Source organism: Candidatus Tisiphia endosymbiont of Temnostethus pusillus, from assembly GCF_964264675.1.
Classification (GTDB): domain Bacteria; phylum Pseudomonadota; class Alphaproteobacteria; order Rickettsiales; family Rickettsiaceae; genus Tisiphia.
In genome coordinates this window covers 114,807-136,562 of sequence record NZ_OZ183472.1, presented here as the reverse complement: position 1 = coordinate 136,562, position 21,756 = coordinate 114,807, and the positions used below count along the sequence as shown (strand labels likewise).

Annotated in this window: 15 protein-coding genes and 2 rRNA genes; 2 read left to right on the top strand and 15 right to left on the bottom strand. The window is 35.4% G+C overall.

Annotated elements, in window-relative coordinates:
- Positions 1-20 precede the first annotated feature (20 nt).
- The 7 genes from fsa to ACFEL2_RS00595 all read right to left on the bottom strand — a co-directional run bounded on the left by fsa (position 21) and on the right by ACFEL2_RS00595 (position 6,535).
- Positions 21-671 (bottom strand): fructose-6-phosphate aldolase, encoded by a 651-nt coding sequence (gene fsa, locus ACFEL2_RS00625; RefSeq protein ID WP_341751412.1) that lies wholly within the window; start codon positions 669-671, stop codon positions 21-23.
- Positions 672-1,544: a ParB/RepB/Spo0J family partition protein gene (locus ACFEL2_RS00620; protein ID WP_375332015.1), complete on the bottom strand. Its 873-nt coding sequence runs from the start codon at positions 1,542-1,544 to the stop codon at positions 672-674.
- Positions 1,541-2,305: an AAA family ATPase gene (locus tag ACFEL2_RS00615; protein WP_341748380.1), complete on the bottom strand. Its 765-nt coding sequence runs from the start codon at positions 2,303-2,305 to the stop codon at positions 1,541-1,543. The genes ACFEL2_RS00620 and ACFEL2_RS00615 overlap by 4 nt, the downstream gene beginning before the upstream one ends.
- Positions 2,280-2,879 carry a 16S rRNA (guanine(527)-N(7))-methyltransferase RsmG gene (gene rsmG / locus ACFEL2_RS00610; protein ID WP_341751414.1) on the bottom strand — a complete coding sequence of 200 codons (600 nt, stop codon included), beginning with the start codon at positions 2,877-2,879 and terminating at the stop codon, positions 2,280-2,282. Before rsmG ends, ACFEL2_RS00615 begins: the two co-directional genes overlap by 26 nt.
- On the bottom strand, positions 2,879-4,726 hold the full coding sequence (gene mnmG, locus ACFEL2_RS00605) for a tRNA uridine-5-carboxymethylaminomethyl(34) synthesis enzyme MnmG (protein WP_375332014.1): 1,848 nt from the start codon (positions 4,724-4,726) through the stop codon (positions 2,879-2,881). The genes rsmG and mnmG overlap by 1 nt, the downstream gene beginning before the upstream one ends.
- A gap of 11 nt (positions 4,727-4,737) precedes the next feature.
- Complete coding sequence (gene ndk / locus ACFEL2_RS00600) at positions 4,738-5,160, bottom strand: nucleoside-diphosphate kinase (RefSeq protein WP_341751416.1); 423 nt, start codon at positions 5,158-5,160, stop codon at positions 4,738-4,740.
- A gap of 76 nt (positions 5,161-5,236) precedes the next feature.
- Positions 5,237-6,535, bottom strand: coding sequence for an MFS transporter (locus tag ACFEL2_RS00595; RefSeq protein ID WP_375332013.1), 1,299 nt, complete (start codon positions 6,533-6,535; stop codon positions 5,237-5,239).
- A 187-nt stretch (positions 6,536-6,722) separates the two neighbouring features.
- Here ACFEL2_RS00595 and ACFEL2_RS00590 point away from each other — a divergent pair, with 187 nt between their 5' ends.
- Both ACFEL2_RS00590 and ACFEL2_RS00585 read left to right on the top strand, forming a co-directional pair.
- A complete protein-coding gene (locus ACFEL2_RS00590; RefSeq protein WP_341748385.1) occupies positions 6,723-6,902 on the top strand; it encodes a DUF2706 domain-containing protein in 180 nt (59 codons plus the stop codon).
- 18 nt (positions 6,903-6,920) lie between these two features.
- Positions 6,921-7,637: a ComF family protein gene (locus ACFEL2_RS00585; protein ID WP_341751419.1), complete on the top strand. Its 717-nt coding sequence runs from the start codon at positions 6,921-6,923 to the stop codon at positions 7,635-7,637.
- A gap of 48 nt (positions 7,638-7,685) precedes the next feature.
- On the opposite strand, the gene ACFEL2_RS00580 is transcribed toward ACFEL2_RS00585, so the two are convergent.
- From ACFEL2_RS00580 to ACFEL2_RS00545, 8 genes are all read right to left on the bottom strand, one after another.
- A complete protein-coding gene (locus tag ACFEL2_RS00580) occupies positions 7,686-13,715 on the bottom strand; it encodes an autotransporter domain-containing protein (RefSeq protein WP_375332012.1) in 6,030 nt (2,009 codons plus the stop codon).
- A 646-nt stretch (positions 13,716-14,361) separates the two neighbouring features.
- Complete coding sequence (gene dnaQ, locus ACFEL2_RS00575) at positions 14,362-15,057, bottom strand: DNA polymerase III subunit epsilon (RefSeq protein WP_375332011.1); 696 nt, start codon at positions 15,055-15,057, stop codon at positions 14,362-14,364.
- Positions 15,045-15,620, bottom strand: coding sequence for a dephospho-CoA kinase (gene coaE, locus ACFEL2_RS00570; protein WP_342271616.1), 576 nt, complete (start codon positions 15,618-15,620; stop codon positions 15,045-15,047). The genes dnaQ and coaE overlap by 13 nt, the downstream gene beginning before the upstream one ends.
- Positions 15,621-15,673: 53 nt before the next feature.
- Positions 15,674-16,396 carry a hypothetical protein gene (locus tag ACFEL2_RS00565; protein ID WP_375332010.1) on the bottom strand — a complete coding sequence of 241 codons (723 nt, stop codon included), beginning with the start codon at positions 16,394-16,396 and terminating at the stop codon, positions 15,674-15,676.
- A gap of 2 nt (positions 16,397-16,398) precedes the next feature.
- Positions 16,399-17,337: a DNA cytosine methyltransferase gene (locus ACFEL2_RS00560; RefSeq protein ID WP_341751424.1), complete on the bottom strand. Its 939-nt coding sequence runs from the start codon at positions 17,335-17,337 to the stop codon at positions 16,399-16,401.
- 417 nt (positions 17,338-17,754) lie between these two features.
- Positions 17,755-18,327: a VUT family protein gene (locus ACFEL2_RS00555; protein WP_375332009.1), complete on the bottom strand. Its 573-nt coding sequence runs from the start codon at positions 18,325-18,327 to the stop codon at positions 17,755-17,757.
- Positions 18,328-18,628: 301 nt separating this feature from the next.
- Positions 18,629-18,743: ribosomal RNA gene (gene rrf, locus ACFEL2_RS00550) — 5S ribosomal RNA — on the bottom strand.
- Between the two features lie 153 nt (positions 18,744-18,896).
- Positions 18,897-21,676, bottom strand: a 23S ribosomal RNA gene (locus tag ACFEL2_RS00545).
- Positions 21,677-21,756: the final 80 nt, after the last annotated feature.

Genomic DNA, 21,756 nt, shown 5'->3' with positions numbered 1-21,756 from the left:
ATCTAATTCTTTTTTAATAATTAAATTTTTAATCCAGATTTATCCCAATCTTTATTAAAAATCTCTAAACCGAAGTCTGTTAGTGGATGATCTAATAATTGCTTGATAATTTTACCAGACATTGTAGCAACATCAGCCCCATACATACTAGCTTGATAAACATGGTTAGGGTTTCTTATAGATGCAGCAAGGATTTTTGTTTGATACTGATAATTATCATATACTTGTCTTATATCACTTATTAAACTAATACCATTTTGACCTATATCATCAAGTCTACCGATAAAAGGCGATATATAATATGCTCCGGCTTTTGCAGCGATAAGAGCCTGATTCACAGAAAAGCATAAGGTCATGTTCACTTTTTTTTCTTTATTTGCAAAATATTGGCACGCCTTAATACCATTCCATGTCATAGGTAATTTAATAACAATATTGCTGGATATTTCTAAAATTTTATTTCCTTGACTAATCATAGTATCAACATCATTTGCAACCACTTCAACACTAACATCGGAAGTTATTATCTTACATATTTCTGCAATAGTTGAGACAAAATCATCTTTTGTCTTAGACATTAAGGAAGGATTAGTAGTTATACCATCAATTATACCTAATTGATTAATCTCATCAATTTCTTTAATATCAACACTATCTAAAAAAATTTGCATTTAATTTAACCTCGACAAAATTGAATCAAGTTCTTCTAAATTACTATAGTGAAATATTAATTTTCCACCAATTGGGTAGTTTTCAATAGTTACTTTTATATTAAATCTTTCTGACAATGATTTAGCTAATAATTGTAGATCATTCTCTTTACTATTTTCTTTTAGAAATCTTTTCCCTACATGTCTATCATGTTCTGGGATTTTTGTATATTCATTTTTAGACCAATTTTTTACTATATCTTCAGTTTGTCGAACGCTTAAATCATTTTCAATAATATGGTTAGCTATTACCTCGGCCTGCTGATGATTAATTAGGCATCTTGCATGTCCCATAGTTAAAAGCCCTTCATTTATTTTATCTTTGATAGATTGTGGTAATTGATTTAGTCTTAATAAATTAGCTACATGACTACGACTCTTGCTAAGTTTTTCTGCTAATTTCTCTTGTGTATAACCAAACTCTTTTATTAACCGCTCAAATCCTTCTGATTCTTCTATAACAGATAATTCCTCTCTTTGAATATTTTCAATTAGTGCTATCTCTATAATTTCTTTATCCCCTATATCTTTTACAATAGCAGGAATATCGCTAAGCTTAGCTATCTTACAAGCACGCCAACGTCTCTCACCAGCTATAATTTTATATTTTCCATCACTGGTTGAATTAACAATGATTGGTTGCAATAAACCATTATTACTTATGGAGTCAGCTAATTCTTTTATTTTATCATATTCAAATTTTTTCCTTGGTTGATTATTCCTAGCTTCAATTTTATCAATATCTATAATTTTTATTAATTCATCTTTTTCTACAGTAAAAACCTCTTCTCCAAGCAAAGCCGATAACCCTTTGCCTAAACCTTTGTTTTTCATATATTTCTACCTAAAATCTCTTTTGTAAGTTCTATATAAGCAATAGAGCCAGTACATTTATGATCATAAATAATTGCTGGCTGACCGTAAGATGGTGCCTCAGATAGTTTTACATTCCGCGGAATAACTGTCTTAAATACCAATCTTCCTAAGCATTTTCTAACATCATCCTCTACTTGCTCAGTTAATCGATTGCGCTTATCATACATAGTAAATAAAATACCGGCAATTTTTATTTTCGGATTTAAATTCTTTTCTACAATTTCAATTGTCTTTAGTAAATGACTTAATCCTTCTAATGAATAAAAATCACACTGCATAGGGATTAATACATAATCACAAGCTACTAACGCATTAACTGTTAGTAGGTTAAGAGCAGGAGGACAATCTATAATAATATAATCATATTTACTGACCAACTTATTTAACAAATCCGATAATAAATATTCACGCTTTTTTATACTTAATAAATCCGATTCAGCACCGGATAAATTAGTGTTAGCTGTAATTAATTGTAAATTTGGAATATTCGTTTGTATTATGGCTTCTTCAATCGTTCTTAAACCAATTAATACTTGATAAATAGTAACTTTTCTATCTTGTTGGTTTATACCAAAACCAGTACTACTATTTCCTTGAGGATCTAAATCTATAACCAAGATTTTTTTATCCATTACAGATAAAGCTGTCGATAAATTTACAGTAGTTGTAGTTTTAGCAACTCCACCTTTTTGATTAACTATCGCAACTATTTTTGTCATATATGTTACTAATTTCTAGAATCTTACTATTATCAGAAGTCTCACTATCATACATAGAATGACAAAAAGACCATCTCTTTTTAGCAATTTCAATTTCTTTTTGATATTGCTCACCTTTAAATAATAAATACTTATTTCTTACATTAATATGTTGGGTATAAACAAATATTTTCTCTAACTGAGCACAGGCTCTAGAAGTTAATATATCACAATCTAATTTAACATTTTCTATTCGTTGATTAACCACATTGACTTTATTAGTAGAAATTTTAGAAGCTTGCAATAAAAAAATAGATTTTCTTACATCAGATTCTACTAAAGTAACATTTTTTATTCCAGCAATAGACAAAACTATCCCTGGAAATCCACCACCCGAACCAACATCTATTAAATGAATATTTTGGTTATTTATATACTTCATTAGCTGTAAAGAATCTAAAATATGTCTTACCCAAAACTCACGCTCGGTATTACAAGAAACGAGATTAATAGTTTTATTCCATTTTAATGTCAATGATTGATACTTCTTAAGGGCATCTAATATTTCACGTGGAACATTACGACCGTCATACATTAATGTTTATATCTTGTTTTTATATAAATTATAATTGCTATTAAAGCAGCTGGAGTAACTCCAGATATTCTTCTAGCTGCACCAATAGTCGCCGGTTTATGATAATGGAGCTTTTCTCTTACTTCTGTAGACAAGCTTGGTATTTTAAAGTAATCAATATTCTCATCTAATAATTCCAACTCTTCTTCTTTAAATAATTGAATATCTGCATTTTGTCTAATCAAATAAGAAGAATATCTTGATTCAATACAAAGATAATGAAGGATTTTTTTATTTAATGAAATAAGTTCTGGGAATATCTCTATTGTTTTATCAACACCAAAATTTGGTAGTCCTAGTAAATCAAAGGCTGTTTTATATGAACCATCTTGTGCAATAGACACACCCAAGTTAGCTAACTTAGTGGTTGTTAAAGAAATAGTTTTTACAATATTTTCTACCTTATGAATATCGTCACATTTCTTACTAAAAATCTCTTTGCGTAAATTGGATATAACACCAATATCTATGGCCATTTGAGTTAGCCTTAAATCTGCATTATCAGCCCTAACAGAAAGTCTATATTCAGATCTGGAAGTGAACATTCTATAAGGCTCCACTGTACCAAGGGTAATTAAATCATCAATCATAACACCAATATAAGCATCTGCTCTAGTCAAAATAAAATCTGATTGATTTTTTATCGATAAGGCTGCATTAATGCCAGCCATAATTCCTTGCCCCGCAGCTTCTTCATAGCCAGTGGTGCCATTAATTTGACCGGCAAAATACAAACCTTTAATTTTTTTTGTTTCTAACGTTACTTTTAATTCTCTTGGATCGACATAATCATATTCTATTGCATATCCTGGTTTTAACATAGTGGCATTTTTAAGACCAGGAATTGTTTTTAGCAATGCTAATTGTATATCTTCAGGCAACGATGTAGATATACCATTTGGGTATATAGTATGGTCGTCCAAGCCTTCAGGTTCTAAAAATATTTGATGACTTACTTTAGAGAATCTAGTAACCTTATCCTCGATGGATGGACAATATCTTGGTCCTATACCCTTGATTTGTCCAGAATACATAGCTGATTTATCTAAATTATTCCTAATAATTTCATGAGTTTGTTCAGTTGTTCTAGTAACGAAACAATTTATTTGCTTTATCTTAACAGAATTTGTAAGTTCGGAGAAAGGACGTGGCACGGTATCTCCAGCCTGCACTTCTACTTCGTTATAATCAATTGTTCTTCCATCTATTCTTGGAGGGGTACCAGTTTTTAACCTACCAAGAGAAAAGCCAAAAGATTTTAAAGTGTTAGATAAACCGTATGACGGCTTTTCACCTATTCTACCCGATGGGATTTTTTTAGTTCCTATGTGAATGAGTCCCGATAAAAACGTACCTGTGGTTAATACAACTTTTTGACACTCAATACGCGTACCATTATCTAAGGTTAATGCCTTTACTTTAGAGTCGTGGACTTCAATATTTTCTACAGACGCACATAAAATTGTCAAATTTGGGTGATTTATCAAGACATTATGCATAGCTTTCTTATAAAGTTTTCTGTCAGCTTGAGCTCTTGGTCCCCAAACTGCTGGCCCTTTACTTTCATTGAGCATCTTATAATGGATACCAGCTTGATCTATAATTTTACCCATGAGTCCGTCAAGTGCATCTATTTCTTTTACTAAAGTGCCTTTTGCTACCCCACCTATTGCAGGATTGCAAGACATTTCACCAAGATTATCTAATTTTAGAGTAATTAAAAGAGTATCTACACCTAAACGAGCAGAAGCCGAAGCTGCCTCGCAACCAGCATGACCACCACCAATAACTACAACACTATATCTCATATAGACTATAATTATTCTACAATTTCTTTTTCAGTAAAGAAAAGTTTTATCTCTCTTTCAGCACTTTCCAAAGTATCAGAACCGTGAATACTATTAGCCTCGATATTTTCTGCAAAATCTCTCCGAATTGTGCCTAGTTCAGCATTTTCTGGGTTAGTAGCTCCCATTATTTTACGATTTTGTAAGATAGCATTTTCTCCTTTAAGCACCTGTAAAACAACAGGACCAGAAATAATGCCCTCTATTAAACTACTAAAAAATGTTCTTGATTTATGTTCTGCATAAAAATGCTCTGCTTGATCTTTAGTTAAAATGGTCATTTTTTGAGCTACTATTTTCAGCCCATTATTTTCTAAATAAGAAGTAATCTTACCAATTATATTTCTTCTCGTAGCATCTGGCTTAATCATTGAAAACGTATATTCTTGAGTCACAGTAAACCTTTATTAATTTATTATTAACATTTATATAAATTTATACATTTTTGGCAAGTAAATTCTGACAGCACAGCTAAAGTAACACGTTACGCATTTTTCTAGAACTATAATTCCAAGTTAAGGAAAAAAGTATTGCCCCCAAGAAAGCAGACAAGATAAAAAATAAAAAAACACCATTCCAACCTAAATTATCAGAAATCCAACCAACACATACCCCAGCCAATGCAGCACCAAGATAACCAAATAAGCCTGAAAGACCATTAGCTGTACCAACTGCTTGTTTATTAGTAAAATCTGCTGTAGCAACACCTATTAAGACTTGCGGTCCAGATACAAAAAAACCAGCCAAAGCAAGAATAATCATGCTAAATATTTCATACTCGTTTGGTATTTGCCAAAATAAAATAAGAGTAAAAGCCAAAACAAACATAAATACTGAACCAACTGGACCACGTCGTCCTTGAAATAGATTGTCTGACATCCATCCAGCAACAACACCACCAATTAAACCTAAAATATCATAAGAAGCAACTTGTAGACCAGCTTGAGCAATAGTAACGTTTTTTAGTTCACGTAAAAATACGGGTGCCCAAAAAATTACACCTGACCGTACAATATAAACAAACATATTAGCAAAACACACATACCACACTAACTTATTACAAAATACAATTTCTATTAGTTGACGCGTTAATAAATTATCACCATTGTTTCCAAGAGATATATCACATTCTTTATACTCTTCTACTATGGGCAAATTAACCTCATTGGGAGAATTACGTAATCTATTAAATAAAAATAACGATATTAATAATGCCACTATTCCAGGAATTATAAATGCTGCTTTCCAACCATAAACGTCTATTAAATAGCCACACACTATCATAGTAGTTGCTCCGCCAATTTGATTAGAAGTAGCCCCTAAAGACCATTTCATTCCTAATTCCTTAGAAGCGTACCAATAAGTCAACATACGTGTTGCAGGCGGCCATCCCATGGATTGAAACCAATTATTCAGAATCCATAAAAAACCCAGTAAGGTTATACTAGAAGCAAAACCCGATAACAATGTTATGATGCCTACAAGGGCAAGACCAACCACCATAAATATACGAGCATTTGATCTATCGCTAAAGAATCCATTACACAACTTTCCTACACCATAAACTATAGAAGAGGCTGTTAAAATCCAGCCAAGTTGAGTTTTTGTTACCTCAAAATGATCCATTAAAGCAGGCATTGCAATATTAAAATTCTGACGACAAAATATGAATGTTGAATAACCAATAATTATTGAATATAAAATTCTAATACGCCAACTATTATACTTTCTAGCATAAGGAGGTCTTTCTTTGAAGGATGTACTTATCATCGTTTCCTTAGGTTATTACTTGCAAACATTTGAAGAGAGTATATATGCTTGTCAGGAAAAATGCCACAAGCTATTATGTATTTTGTATCTAAAACTTATTTTTTATCAAATGTACTTGAGATTTATTGCGAACTAGGTTAACCTCCTATAGAATCTAAGACAATAAAATTAATTCCAAACGACAATTATGACAAAATTATTAAGATTTTCTCTGTTTTTTGTTATACTCTTGCAATTATTATCATGCACTCCTGGTCCTCCTTACGAGATTAAAAGCCCTTGTGTGTCTGTTGAATCAACAGATTCTTCGAGTAGTGGCAACCCATGTGTTCGTAGACCGGTAAACTTAACTAGAGATATTGCCTAAAGGTTTGCTTTTATAGTAATGTACAAAATTAGTAGATTTTATAATTACCTAGTAGATTATATCTTGCCAGCAAGATGTTTGTCTTGTGCTGAAATGACTGCCACTAAAGAAGAATTTTGTCTAAATTGTTGGAAGAAATTTGACTTTATTACAAAACCTTACTGCAATATTTGTGGTTGTAGATTAGATATATCAATTTTAGATGATATGTGTTGTGCAAAATGCTTTCAATATAAACCACATTATAACATATCCCGTAGTTTAATTAAATTTAACGAGCATAGCAAGAAAATAATTCATGCTTTTAAATATCAAGACAAAACCATTCTTTCCAAAACTTTCAGCAAATTACTTTATATACAATATCACAGCGAATTTCAAGATATTGACCTGATTATTCCAGTTCCAATGAATAGATTCAAAAGATTGTTTAGAATGTATAATCCTGCTTTGATTATGGCTCAAGAAATCAGCAGACTACTAAAAAAACCTGTAAGTCCTGACGTATTAATTAAGTCAAGATGGACCAAATCCCAAACTTTTTTATCTAAAAAAGAACGAGAAAAAAACTTATCAAATAGCCTTATATTCAATAAAAAATATCAAATTATAGACCAAAAAATATTATTAGTAGATGATGTATTAACCACTGGTACTACCATTAACAAATGTGCTAAAATCTTAAAGGATTCCGGGGCTAAGAGTGTTTATGTTATGACAATTGCCATGACATAAATACTCTTATATCCCCATTTTGCACTCATTAAATTGAGGATAAGCTACTTAAAAATTCACTTTAACCTTCAAACTACCTTGGTGACCAATATATTTGCTGGCAATGTTAACATTATAGATAATACCACATTCCATCATATTATATTTCGCAGTGAAACCAGTACCAACAGTGAAGAAGGTCTTAACAGGTTTAACTGATTTAGTCGGTAATGGTTCATTTATCCCATCTAACCTTGCATCAATAATTGGTGCTTTTCCTTTGAAGTCATGATTAACGTAACCATGCAATTCTGGTATTAACAGTACTTTGTTAGCCTTCAGGGTTGCCGCAGTTCTTAACCCCAAAATACCTTCAAATTTATTGTACGACCTTTTCTTAACAACTAAGTTTTGGAATTTTGTACCAGTTTCCGTATAGCCAGCATCCTTAAATTGCGAATATCTGAACCCAATTGTTGGGGTAATCATTAACTTTTCAGAAGCTATATAATTATACCCTGTAAGTAATTGACCACTATAAGAGATAGATTTATACTTAGCAGCAGCAGTCTCTAGAGCAGTAACATTTCTTTTTACATTCGTTGCAATTAGGCGTCCTTCTGAGTTCCTAACCCTAGTTATACCATATGATGCTATAGCTTCAGTAAACCAATTATTGGTAAGATTATACAAACTATATAAGGAGAAGATATTAGTCTTACCATTAGTTTTATCACCAAATTTCTTATCCTGATGAGACATTTGTGTGTTAATTCGGCTATAAGCTGCACCAAGTAGCAGATTATCATTTACTAAACCATCAAATCCAACTATTCCACCAGCTGATTTCGCTTTATAACCACTAACCCCTTTATACGTTTCTTGGCAAGCAGTACCATAGAATGGACTACCCCATACTCCATACCTTAGCGTATCATCATCACCAGAGCCTACAGCTGATGCAGCATTTTTCATAGGTACTGAATTTCCCATCCTTGTTGCAGTAATTTGGGTATCAGCTTGAGCCATCAATCCTCTAATTATTTCAGATGTTGGATTTCTTGCAAGGCTCTCTCCTATTGGATTTTCATTACCAGGCAATATTCTATCCATCGCTTGAAGGGTATGCTCTCTATCCATCAAACCTATATTGTTCCTGAACTTACCAGCAGAACTATTACGATCTGTTACATTATTCAACAGTGTATAAAATTTCCGTTCTTCCTGTGATAGGGATTTACCAGCAATGTCTTTATCTATAACTTGCTTAGAAATGTCAGTTATATATAGTTTTAGATCACTAGAATCCATGGACCACTGTACAAAACGGTTTTGTTCACCAGTTGGGTCAAGCTTAATTTTACTGTTATCAATTGCAACAAGACCCTGACCATCAACTGATGAAATCACAACATACTTAGCACCACCCTCAGGAATTTTGTTAATATCAGTCTGAGCATTCACTTTTATAGTCAGCTGGTCTGCTTTCGATAAATCCAATTTACTACCTTTCTGAACCTCTATATTACCACCTGCTGCACTTGATGGGTCGTAGGCAGTAACTAATTCTACATCTCCTGTCAGCTGTGCCTGACCAGTATATTTTAATTGATTAGCTGCAATATCTACGGTTAAACCTTTAGCTGCTAAATTACCAGTTATAGAGGCTGTTTTAGGTAATATAATTATCTTAGCTTTATCTGCTTTAATATTAGCAAAGTTAATATTTTGTTCTAATATTACAAACTTATCTGCAGCAAAATTTACTTTTTTCCCATTAGCAGTTTGTTTAAACCAAACATTATCGGTAAACGTTACCTCACCACCAGTAATTTTGGCATCAACCAGTACTGCCTTATCAAATTTTGCAATACCTTCATTTTTTATTTCATCCGAACCAATTTGTGTACTATAGGCAAAACTTTTCAATGATCTTGATATGCTAGCTCCATCTACAGTGGAGTTTGGCACAGATATAGTTCTGTTTATAGCACCAGCAAAAGTTGCAGTCTTATCACTAGCAATGGTTATTTGCTTAGAATAAACATCACCTCTTACCGTAGCATCCTTAGCAAAGGTTACATCAGACAATCTTAATTTATCTGTTCCAAGGTTATAAGCAAAGCTTCTATTCAAGTTGAAAATTACTTTACCAGTATTATTAGTTTGAGTTGATATATCGGAATAGACACCACTATTAATAGTAATTTTATGATCACCCAGTAATTTAATAGATTTTAACCTGTTCTTCTCTAACCCAATATCTTGTATTCCAGTGGTAAAATCTGCAGCTAATGCAAGAGTATGAACATTATTACCATTAGTCCTAATACCACCTACAGTACTTGTCCTTTCTAACGTTAAAGTTACCTCTTTACTAGCATTAGAGAAGTTAATATTATTCGCTGAAACTGCTTGGGTAAGCTTTACATCTGCTCCCGCTATGTCTAAAGTATCTACTGCATTAGTAGCACCTATTGCACTATTAACGGTTATAGTTTCAGCATTACTAAATTGAACTTTACCTTGACCAGCTGCATGTCCCTTAATATTACGAGTTGTCACGCTGTTAGCAAACTCAGCAGTTGCTCCAGCAGATATTATGATGTCCTTATCATTAGCAGTTTGAACTTTGTCGCCAAAGATGGTAGTACCTTGGACTTGTATAGTACCAACAGGACTTGTTGCCGTTCCAGCTACACCAGCAACTCTATTGTTGCCTTCGAATATTAAACCAACTGCATTTCCTCCTGTTGAGTTAATAGAACCTGTTAAATTAAAGTTATTAGCAAAAGTTAAATTACCAACACCATTACCTTGAATTTCAGTAATATTATAATTGCCACCTGCTAATCTTACATCACCTACCCCAGCTCTTAACATCTTTAAGTTAGTAATAGGATTTGTTACTGCACCAATTCCTCGGAATTCTAATGTTCCCTTAGCATCACCAGTACCAGTACTAGTTACACTACCAGTGATGGTCTTACCAGCCTTCAACTTAACTGTACCATCATGATCTTGGAAATCTACATTACCTGTAATATCACCAACGGTAAGTACAGTATTTGTAGCAAATAAAATATTGCTATTAACATCACCCAATGTTAGTTCATTTACATTTAATTCCATATTTCTACTATTAATGGTAATCTGCTGAGTGTCAAATTTACCTCTACCTGAAAAAATTACCTTTTGTAATTTATTAACAGCAGTACCTAAAGATTTAGCTGCTCCAGCAATTGTCAATGTTCTTCCATTCTCAGCAGAATGAAGCTCAACTATACCCTTACCATCAGCACCTGGATTTAAATTATTTACCAAAGTTATAGTTTTATTTCCAGCATCACTATTCCGTAAGGTTAACTGAGCATCTGCATGGTCAAAAGTAATCTGATTATCAGCATGAGCATTTAAATCAAAATTAATGTGTTCTGCATCAAGTATATAATTTGCTGGACCGGCAGCAAAAACACCCCCTCGACCCGCCCCAATATGAATATTGGCAATCTGTGCGGAGGTGGTACTTTTATCGGTAAATGTTGCACCCTTAATAATGCTTAACGTAATCGCTTCATGGACGTCAAGTCCATCAGCACCTCCTGCAATAGTGACACTACCATTAACAAGCAATCCATTTAGTGCAGCACCAGCAGCACCGAAACTCTTTGCTCCTCCTGCAGATTTTAGAGTTAAAGTTGCATTCTTACCTTCCATAAACACCAAACCACCACCACCACCAGCAAATGCTGGTAAATCATCGTGAAAAATTATGCTACGATCATTATTTTCTGTATATAACTCCAAGGTCGAAGCTGCATTCAAGAAGTTAATAGTTTGATTAACAGCAACAGCAGCAGGATCATTAACTCTACCAAGAAGATTAACATCACCAGCTGAGGCATCTATTACTAGAGACCTATTTACTGCAGCGATACCTATATTTATGGTTTTAATCTTTCCAATGTCTTGATGTGTGGCTTTGAGGTTAGCCGTTTTAACATTTAAAGTACCATGATCACCATTTACTATTGTTGAGTCGAAAGTATAAGATCCGCCACCAGCAGGACCGTTAAATGTCAGTATCCCATCATTAGCAGCATCAAAAGTAACTCCTCCTGCAAAATGACCACCAATTGTTACAGTATAACCAGCAACATTACCAAAGTGCAGATCATTAGTATAGACACTTCCTCTGAATGTAGTATCACCATTAATATCAATTCGGGCAAGTCTTGCATCCTTAGCCCCAATATCTCTTAATACCCTACCAACTCCTGCAAAGATTAATGTTCCAGCTCCACCCACAGTAACAACACCACCGATTTCCGCATTATTCGCCAAATTAATTGTACCTGCATTACCGTTAAAATTCACATCACCTCTAATCCCACTAGTATTTAACGTACCAGCCGCATTAAAAGTCACAGCACCCCTAATCCCGGCATTAGCAGTTAACCTACCAGCTGCATTAAAAGTCACAGCACCAGTCATCACACCTGCAGCGGTAACATTAGCAGCAGCATGGTTTATATTAAAACTTGCGGCAGTGGCTGCACCCCTTAACTGTACAGCACCTCCTCCAGCAGCATTTCCAAAATTAACCGCTGCTAAAGCCTTAGTAGTACCAATAGCCCCGGTTACATTACCAGCTCCTGCGAAGTTTAATATACCAGCATCAGCACCAGCAGCACCACCAGCACCATCAGTATTATCCACAGCACCAGTGATTGTCTGAGCATCTCCTAGAGTAATTGTACCTGCATTACCAAGGAAATCCACATTACCCGTAATCCCACCATTGGCAATTAACCTACCAGCCGCATTAAAATTCACCGTACCAGTCATCAAACCTGTAGCAATAACATTAACATTTCTATGGTTTATATTAAATTCTGCGGCATTGGCTACATCCTTTAATGCCACAACACCAGCTCCATTGAAATTAACCTGTGCTAAAGCATTAGTAGCACCAATAGTCCCGATTACCTTACCATCTCCTGCGAAGGTTAATGTACCCTGATTATTTACACCACTGGTGTTATCTACATTACCAGTGATTGTCGTACCAGCTGCTAGGTTAAGTACAGAAACTGCATCGGTAAGTTTAGTATTAGTAGCCCAAACATTACCGCCTAAAGTAACTGCTCCTGCACCGATATTTACGGCTGCTAAAGCATTATTAGCACCAGCAGCACCAATAGTCCCGGTTACCCCACCAGCTCCTTTGAAGGTTAATGTACCCTTATTATTTGCACCAGTGGTGTTAACTACATTACCAGTGATTGTCGTACCAGCTGCTAGGTTAAGTACAGAAGCTATATCGGTAAGGTTAGTATTCTCAGCCCAAACATTACCGCCTAAAGTAACTGCTCCTGCACCGATATTTACGGCTGCTAAAGAAGCACCATTAGCACCAATCTGCCCAACTGTACCACCTGTTGTGAAGGTTAATACGCCCTGCTGATGTACACCAGCCGAGACATTGCCGACAGCTATATCCCCATTATCATCAGAACGAACTACAAGAGTTGAGCCTGCACCACCAAGCGTTACAGCACCCAAGCCAGTGTAGGTATTGGCTGCTGCATCGAAGCCATGCTGAGCTGCAACGGCTGCAGTACCAGTTAAAGTTAGTGTTTTATCAGCTGCTATAGTTATAGGTAACTTACCAGCACCTGCACCAGCAGCATGAGCGTCAGGCACTATAGAACCGATTGATAGATTTTGATTAACTGTAAGATCGCCGGGCTGATGATTAGCTAGGTTGATAGCTTTAATAGTAGCACCTGCGTGGTTAGCATTAAGTGTATGATTAGCAGCACCATAGGTAATTGCTAATTCTGGATCAGGACCACCCCACACAGCCTGTACATCATATACTGCTACTATAGGCTGACCGACTTGATCAATTCTATACCAATTCAGATTAGCAGCAGCATCCGTCAAAGCCGCACCATTGTTTATAATTATAGCACCACGTTCCGCAGCAACACCACCAGCTCCAAATGCCACGTTACTGCCTAGGCTAGCTACAACTGAGGCAATTGCACTACTAGCCAGTAAATATTTAAAGGATTTTTGTTTTTTTGCCATCATTTTACCATTCTATAATTAAAAAAATAATTCATTTCTATATCCCTGCCATCATTACGTTATCCCTATCTCTCTTAACGATGTCACCCCCTGCATAGCACAACTGTTGAAAGTTAAAAAGTCGTCTATTAGCGAGCGATTGTGCTATGCATAGGTAGCGGTCTAAAATAACTTAACTCAACCTGATCTTGGTCATTTTTTTATATCCCCTACCTACGCAAGGAATTGACATCAAACTGAGGTTAATACTTAAGTATCATCCCGAATGGGAAGAGTATCTTTGGTTCAAACTTCACCAATCTTATCAGATATTTAGCACATTCTGTGACTCTGCACAAGAACTTTTCTGTTGATTTTACACTAAAGTTGCAAAAGGGCAAGCACAAAAAAACTCTTTCGTTTAACTATTATACTAGTTGATTATATTTGAAAATTACCATAAAGCCTTATATCTAACAAATTGTAGCACAAATAAGAAGCCTTATGTTGACTAATTTTTAGTATGCCAAAAGCACTACGAGCCTGATTTTTTAGACGTTTCAAGCACTTTTCTGTCTCGAAGATAAAACGTGAGTACCACGCAGTTTTGCGAAACCAATTCTTCAAAGCGGAAGAGTATATATGTCATTCTCACTTTCGCACACTGGTTCTACAACCAAATTGGAGAAAGAATTTTTGACAAAAACTCTTTATGTTTTTGTAACTCTTCCTTAGTTGGTTTGATAATTATAGTATTCTTTTTATTTGCCATAGTAGTTTGAACCGCTAACTCATCTATATTCTGTGCCTTTTGGCTATTAATATTGAAACTTATCTGCCTACCTCCAGTAAGTTCAACATAAACTTCTGCCAGTAATGCCGCATCTTTAAGTGCCCCATGCAACTTACGTGAGGAATTGTCAATTTTATATCTTTTACATAATGCGTCAAGATTAGCTTTCATTCCAGGAAACATCTTCCGAGCTAAAGCAAGAGTATCGATAATATTGGAAAGTTCTAAATACTCTGTAGAAGGTCTTTTGAGCAGAGATAACTCATAATTAATAAATTTAATATCGAATGCTGCATTATGTATAATAAGTCTGCTATTGCTAATAAACCCTAAGAACTCGTCAACAATTTCTTCAAAAGGTGGTTTGTCTTTTAAAAATTCTCCCGATATGCCATGTATTCGATAAGCTTCCGTCGGCATATCTCGCTTTGGATTAATATAAAAATGAAAATGTTTGCCGGTTAAAACTTTATTAACCATCTCAATAGCACCAATCTCAACAATTCGGTGACCATTTTTGGGGTCTAAACCAGTTGTCTCCGTATCTAAAATTACTTCTCTTAATTGCTGCATTTTAATTTTTCTATTAGTTGAGTTATTTGTTTATCTAAATCTACTAGATTAACATCAGTATTAATAACAAAATCTGCTTTTTCTATTTTAATCTGTTGTGGCAATTGAATTTGTGCTATTTTATTATAAGCTGTTAAATTAAAAGCCTCTCTAGACATTGCACGTTTTAATCTAGATTCTTCTGAGCAGAATGTTGTAACATAAAAATCAAAATATTGATCAAATCCAGCTTCAAAAAGTAATGGTATCTCAGCAAATGTAATCTCTGATTTACTATTTTGCTGTTTAAAAAGAAACAAACTTTCCACTACAAATGGATGAATAAAATTTTGCAGTTTGTTTCTTGCTGAATCATTAGCATAGATTAGCTCTGCAATTTTTCTTTTATCAAAGCTTTTTAGATCAGGTAGTAAGTTAAGAACCATATTTTGTATTTCTGACTCTTCGTATAGGTTCTTAACATATTCGTCAGCAGAAAAAGTTGTAAATCCTAGATTAGCTAAATAATTTAAGACAAAAGTTTTCCCTGAAGCATAACTACCGGTGATTCCTACCGCGATCATTCTAATAAATATTTTATTTTTTCTAAGTAATTTTCACTTTAAGGGATTTAAATTTAGATAACGTAATTACCTAACTCATAATTCTTCATTTCTTTTATAAATTCATACATTCTCAGTTGCAATTGAATGTTATTACCGGGGTGAGTTGGGTCGGTTTTTATTTTATGCGAACATAACTTACCATTTCCCCCTTTTCTTTTAAAAGTTATCAAATTACCAATAAGCAAATTACCACCTTTAGATGTAAAAGATATGTCATATTTTAAATGTTTTAAAATATTTTTCATTGAATAAATATGCATCATACTTTCTTGTCTATCGTATAGTACTAGTATTTCTCGAGATTTTTTATAAGACATAGACCATTCCACTATATCTTTTACAATAGGTTTAAATATTAATACTGCTTTCTCTTTTTCACTTTTTGGAAAAAAATCATATTTTGTAGCTCCTCTTTTGGCTTTTTCAACAAGTAGATTTTGCAACCACGTTAAGCAATCCAAATTAAATTTTTCGCAGAACTTTTCAGGTGTGGTTCTTGTTAGTTGATTTAAACCAGTCTTAAAAGCCTTTATATTGGCATCAATATTTCTCCCACAAGAAAATTCCATTTTTACATCTACTTTTTCATTATGTACTCCACTACAAATCGCAGTTATAAAGTTTCCTTGTATTTTAAAGTTTTCTTGAATTTTTTGTATGATTTTTTGATGTTCTCCTATGCTATTTTTAAACAGAACCTCAACATTTTTTCCTATATAAGCATTTCTATTCATAATTATGATATTCCAATTGAATCATAAATATTACTGATCATCTTTGGTATAACAGCATTGCCAAGCTGTTGATAACCTTTTATCCCTTCTATAACATGGTGATTTTTTGGAAATCCCATTAAGTTTTTACATTCATTAACTGATAATCGTCTAATTCTATTATTAATTAAATATAAGCCAGTTCTTGCACCCACTCCTCCACCAAAAGCAGAAAGAGTTATTGCATGTCCCAAGGGGCTATAGATTCTTTCTCCTTGACCGCCTTTATTAACATAACCAATTCTTAGAGGTCTTAAATTTCTTTCAATTTCTTTATTGCCATCTATTACTATGTCATCTCTTTTAATATATAAACTATCATCAACTTTTTCTTCTAAAATATCATCCAAATAAACTTTTGCAAAAGTTTCTTTTGGCGGTAAATATTTAAATTTTAGATCATTATCGTAATCTTTACGTAAACAAACAAAATAAACCCTTTCTCTTGATTGAGGTATACCAAAAAAAGAAGAATTTAGAATATGCCTATAAACTTTATAACCAATTTCATCCAATTTTATATCTATTGTTTTAATTACCGATCCATTATCAATATTAATTATATTTTTGACGTTCTCAAGCAATAAAACATATGGTTTATGATATTGGGCGATTCTAATTATTTCATAAAATAATCTTCCGTTACTGCCTTTTAATCCCAATTGCTTACCAGAAATACTAAAGGGTTGACAAGGAAAACCTGCACATAGAATATCGTGTTTTGGTATTTTTTTTTCTGAGATTTCATTTAAATCGCCATAAGGTCTTTCTCCGAAATTTTTTACATAAGTTTCTTGAATATCCTTATCTATATCTGAAGAAAAAACACACTCCATTCCTTTTCCTTCTAAAGCAATCCTAAATCCACCAATACCGCAAAACAAGTCTATAAATTTATACACATTATTCCTGTTTAAATAAGTTATGATATAGTTAATTCCATTAGATTTGATCAGGGCAATTTAAGAATTGTACCAATAGTTGGTATAAATATAATCTTAACTACTATCGATGCCATTCCTGCAAAAGTGGAAATGACATCGCTTTTAGCTAAGAGTTCCTTGGGTTAGGTATATAGAATGTTGGCAAAGTCATATAAATGCTATATAAAGCAAATTTTTAAGTAATTCTTTAGTTAAATTGCCAACAAAAAAAGTAAAATTATATAATATATTCTCAAAATATGACGATAATTTTACTTTATTACTACTTTGCCAACACCCTTTAATATCATTTGAGTATATATACTCTAGAATAGAAAATCAAGAATTGCATCGTCATTATCCAAGATTCTTGCGGTACTCAGCTGTATTTTTTACTCAAAAATTCTTCAGTTCACGGGTAGTCCTATTATTGCAATATACTTTTTGGACTAAAAATGACCCCAAAAATATACATATATAAACTGTTAATGAATATGCACATTTAAATAATACTTCTTTTAAAAACATCGACAAAACTCTACTTGTAGAGAATATATTTACAAAAAATCCTGACATCACAATGCCATCTACAACCGCACCCATCATTAAACCAGCAAAATTTCTTGTATTCAAAGAACATGTTGACTTGAGTTGTACAAATATACTTGTACTACAATATGTTGATAACAATATAGATACAAAAGATACAAGTATAATTCCATTAATAACACGACCATGAATATAATAATTGAAGTCCCATAACAAACAAAAGCTTACTATTATACTCAACGTTACAGCAATCCAAGCTTTTTTCCTACCATATAGTTCAGATATGATATTTGCAGTTATAGCTAAAAACACAAATACTAAAGAACACTGAGATATTTTATTAAAAAGATTTAATGAATAAGTGAATATACCAAGTAGTATTACTAGTAGCATGTAAAACTTAGTGTTAATATTGTTCATATTACCTCCTTCTTTTTGTTCTAATTTTATCAAATAATATGGATTATTGTTAGTAGATAATTTAGTTGATTTTTTAAAACTTACTTTTTAAAAGACTTGCTTGCAAGGGTAGTTAAATGATTTGGGGAATTGGAACACAAAACAAATGTCTAATGACAATTTGTATACTCTTACGCTTTTAAGAATTGTTTTTTAAAAACATCAGGAAGTCACGTATTACTTTAGTTTACCCCTCATTTTCAAATGCAATTCGTAGGATCATTTGAGTGTACATGACCTTCACAAAAAACTTGCATTGCAAGCTTGGCAGCGACTTACTCTCCCATGCCTCAGGGCATAGTACCATCAGCACTACGAGGTTTCACGTTCGAGTTCGGTATGGGATCGGGTGTTTCACTCGTGCTATAACCACCAAGCTAGCAATACAAATTTTTTATATATAGACTTCTTTAGACATTTATTCATAGAACCATAATTTCAAAAGAGGTCTAAAATTTGAGTTGTTGATAAAACTGAAAACCTTTTTATGTTTCTTGCAGAATTAATGCTGTACACAAGTACAACCTCAGCAAAGTAAAACAATCGAGCTATTAGTACTAGTTAGCTACACACGTTACCGTGCTTCCACACCTAGCCTATCAACGTGGTGGTCTTCCACGGCTCTGATAGGGAAGTCTAGTTTTGAGGTGGGTTTCCCGCTTAGATGCATTCAGCGGTTATCCCTTCCGTACTTAGCTACCCAGCTATGCCGCTGGCGCGACAACTGGTCCACCAGAGGTACGTCCACCTCGGTCCTCTCGTACTAAAGGCAGATCCTCTCAAACTTCCTACACCCACGGCAGATAGGGACCAAACTGTCTCACGACGTTCTAAACCCAGCTCACGTACCACTTTAATCGGCGAACAGCCGAACCCTTGGGACCTTCTCCAGCCCCAGGATGTGATGAGCCGACATCGAGGTGCCAAACGATTTCGTCGCTATGGACGCTTGGAAATCATCAGCCTGTTATCCCCGGAGTACCTTTTATTCGTTGAGCGATGGCCCTTCCACTCGGGACCACCGGATCACTATGACCGACTTTCGTCTCTGCTCGTCTTGTCAGACTCGCAGTCAGGCTAGCTTATGCCATTGCACTCTAACAGTTGATTTCCGACCAACCTGAGCTAACCATCGCGCGCCTCCGTTACTCTTTGGGAGGCGACCGCCCCAGTCAAACTACCCACCATGCATTGTCTCGGACCCTGATTCAAGGATCGCGGTTAGATATCAAGAATCAAAAGGGTGGTATCTCAAGGATGACTCCACAGTGGCTTGCGCCACCGCTTCATAGTCTCCCACCTATCCTGCACATCTAATTCCTAATACCAGTGCAAAGCTATAGTAAAGGTTCACGGGGTCTTTCCGTCTAACCGCGGGAACTCCGCATCTTCACGGAGAATTCAATTTCGCTGAGTCGATACTGGAGACAGCGGGGAAATCGTTACGCCATTCGTGCGGGTCGGAACTTACCCGACAAGGAATTTCGCTACCTTAGGACCGTCATAGTTACGGCCGCCGTTCACTGGGACTTCAATTCAGAGCTTGCACCCCTCCTCTTAATCTTCCAGCACTGGGCAGGCGTCAGACCCTATACTTCGTCTATTGACTTTGCAGAGCCCTGTGTTTTTAATAAACAGTCGCTACCCCCTGGCTTGTGTCACCTATAAATGGTTGCCCATATATAGGTCATCCTTCTCCCGAAGTTACAGATGCAATTTGCCTAGTTCCTTCAGCATCGTTCTCTCAAGCGCCTAGGTATACTCTACCTGTCCACCTGTGTCGGTTTAGGGTACGGTCTTCAATAAGGGTGTTATTTCCTGGAAGATATTCACTGCATATAACAATCCAATAAGCATATACAATTTACTATCTTCGTCACACCCTTTCGGTTCAGGAATATTAACCTGATTCCCATCGATTACGCCTTTCAGCCTCACCTTAGGGGCCGACTAAACCTGCGCAGATTAACTTTACGCAGGAACCCTTGGACTTTCGGCGAGAATGTTTCTCACATTCTTTATCGCTACTTATGTCAGCATTCTCACTTCCGATACCTCCAGCAAACTTCACAGTTCACCTTCACAGGCTTACGGAACGCTCCGCTACCATCTGCACTATTAAAGTGCAAATCCGCATCTTCGGTACATGACTTGAGCCCCGTTACATTGTTGGCGCAGGAAAACTTATTTAGACTAGTGAGCTATTACGCTTTCTTTAAATGATGGCTGCTTCTAAGCCAACATCCTAGTTGTTTTGGTTTTCCCACATCCTTTAACACTTAGTCATGATTTAGGGACCTTAGATGGCGGTCTGGGCTTTTTCCCTCTCGACTATGGACCTTAGCACCCACAGTCTGTCTGCTATGCTGTACTCGTCGACATTCGGAGTTTGGTTGAGTTTGGTAAGTCTGTAGGACCCCCTAGCTCATCCAGTGCTCTACCTTCGACGGTAATCGCTATAACGCTCTACCTAAATAGATTTCGCGGAGAACCAGCTATATCCGAGTTTGATTGGCCTTTCACCCCTAGCCACAACTCATCCCCTACTTTTTCAACAGTAGTGGGTTCGGTCCTTCAGCGGATATTACTCCACCTTCAACCTGGCCATGGCTAGATCACTCGGTTTCGGGTCTAATTCATCTAACTAAAGTCGCCCTATTCAGACTCGCTTTCGCTACGCCTACACCTAACGGCTTAAGCTTGCTAGATAAACTAAGTCGCTGACCCATTATACAAAAGGTACGCCGTCACAGAACATATAAACGAGCTTTAAAACTCAATGTCTGCTCCGACTGCTTGTAAGCATTCGGTTTCAGGTCTATTTCACTCCCCTTATCGGGGTTCTTTTCACCTTTCCCTCACGGTACTTGTTCACTATCGGTCACTAGAGAGTACTTAGGCTTAGAGGGTGGTCCCCCTATGTTCAAACAGGATTTCACGTGTCCCGCCTTACTCAAGGACTCCAAAACTTTTTACCTATAAGGGGCTATCACCCTCTATGGCCAACCTTTCCATGTTGTTCTAGTTTTTATTCTGAAGCCACTGGCCTGGTCCGCGTTCGCTCGTCACTACTAACGGAGTCTCGGTTGATGTCCTTTCCTCCAGCTATTGAGATATTTCAGTTCACTGGGTTTGCTTCGCATAGCTATGTATTCACTATACGATACCTGCTAAGCAGGTGGGTTTCCCCATTCGGAAATCTTCGGATCAAAGCTTATTCGCAGCTCCCCGAAGCTTATCGCAGCGTATTACGTCCTTCATCGCCTTCTAGTGCCAAGGCATCCACCAAATGCTCTTATTTTATTTACTTTGATTCTTTTAAAGCTTGAGATTGTACGATGTGTACAGAACTAATTCTGCTACTTATACAGTATCCACTCACGATCATAA